The organism is Streptococcus sp. GMD6S, assembly GCF_000297015.1.
Genome location: NZ_AJRH01000183.1, coordinates 1 through 960, shown reverse-complemented (window position 1 = coordinate 960; position 960 = coordinate 1). Strand labels below are relative to the sequence as shown.

At 34.0% G+C, this 960-nt stretch carries 1 protein-coding gene and 1 tRNA gene; both read right to left on the bottom strand.

Annotated features, from left to right (window positions below; genetic code table 11):
* On the bottom strand, window positions 1-541 hold a 541-nt coding region (locus GMD6S_RS09535; protein ID WP_001034382.1), incomplete at its 3' end, for a DUF6287 domain-containing protein.
* 297 nt (window positions 542-838) lie between these two features.
* A tRNA-Thr gene (locus GMD6S_RS09530) sits at window positions 839-911 on the bottom strand.
* Between the last annotated feature and the right edge of the window lie 49 nt (window positions 912-960).

Genomic DNA, 960 nt, shown 5'->3' with positions numbered 1-960 from the left:
CTTTTGATACCTTTAATCCAACTACAGATTCGTACTTTTGATCATTTGTAAACCAAGTCGCACGTACCTCTCCAGAATCATTAATAATGTATTCATTACCAGATTGACTACGCCAAGTACCTTCTAAACTAGACAAATCATTGTTCTTGATTGCTTCAATATCTAGTTTTGGAACAGCAGTTTCTTTCTTCAACTTGCTAACAAGTGCTTCTGCTTCCGTAATTTTGGTATCTAAAGCAGTCAGTTGATCCTTGAGTTTTTGAATTTCCTCTTGTTTATCCTTATCAGTCTCATCTGTTTTTCCTTGGCTTGTAGACGATTTACTTGTTGACTCTGTAGTTGAAACAGCAGACGATGTTTGATTTGACTCTTTCTTTCCAATCAGAAGATATGAGAAAATACTTACCAAGATGAGAGTGACTAAAACAGAGAGTGCTATGCCAATATAGATTTTTATATTTTTATTCGGAGCCGACTTTGATTCAGACCGCTTAGGTCCATTGATCTCTTCAAATTGTTTTTCCCGTTCTTTCTTATTCATAATTTTCTCCTTTTTGATTGATATTCAGGCAAGCTTACGATACTTCATTCGTTACTATCCATGAACTTTTATGACTTTTAAAAAAAAATCCAAGCAAAAATTTCTAGAATAAATAACTATCAAAATATCTCTAGATTGGTATCAAAACAAGTATTTATTACAATACATTATACCACAAAATATAAATTTTAGTTTTAATTTATAAGTAGGAGTTTCTGACGTTAAATAGAACCTATCTCAAACGTTCCACCTTTCCTATATTTACAAAAAAAGAAGCCCGTTTGGACTTCTTGATTCTGCCGATTGCAGGGCTTGAACCTGTGACCTACGCGTTACGAGTGCGTTGCTCTACCAACTGAGCTAAATCGGCGATTACCCTTTTAGTATAGCACTCTGAGAATAGATGTCAAGAAATTTTT